This window comes from Methylobacterium sp. D54C (assembly GCF_053345595.1).
In genome coordinates this window covers 1-413 of sequence record NZ_JBKFAK010000123.1, presented here as the reverse complement: position 1 = coordinate 413, position 413 = coordinate 1, and the positions used below count along the sequence as shown (strand labels likewise).

Genomic DNA, 413 nt, shown 5'->3' with positions numbered 1-413 from the left:
ACCACCGTGGTCAGCGGCACGGTCGCGGTCACCGGCCCGCGCGAGAGCCGCACGAAGGTCTCGTTGACCGGCGCGCGGTTGCCGCCGGCGGCGGCGATGACGTCGAGGATGCGGTCGCCGTGGCCCGAGAGCGGCAGGCGGGCGCCGGCGGCGCCCTCGCCGGTGACGGTGACGGCCTGGGAGATCGGGCGGGTGACCGAGACCAGCACCTGGGGCTGGATGGCCTTGCCGGCGAGTTCGTTCTCGATGAGCGCCTGGACGTCCTGGGTGCGGCGGCCGGCGACCTTGATGCGGCCGGCATAGGGCACCGAGATGGCGCCGTCGCGCCCGACGGGCTGCTCGGGGATGAGGGCGGACTTGGATCCGGCGGAGAAGCGGTCGGCGACGAGGGGTCCGGAGAACAGGCCGCCGGA

At 74.8% G+C, this 413-nt stretch carries 1 protein-coding gene; it reads right to left on the bottom strand.

The genetic code is table 11. The features are described 5' to 3' along the window. Positions 1–413, bottom strand: a 413-nt coding sequence (locus ACLBYB_RS32800; protein ID WP_447701379.1) for a polysaccharide biosynthesis/export family protein, incomplete at both ends; no start/stop codon positions are given.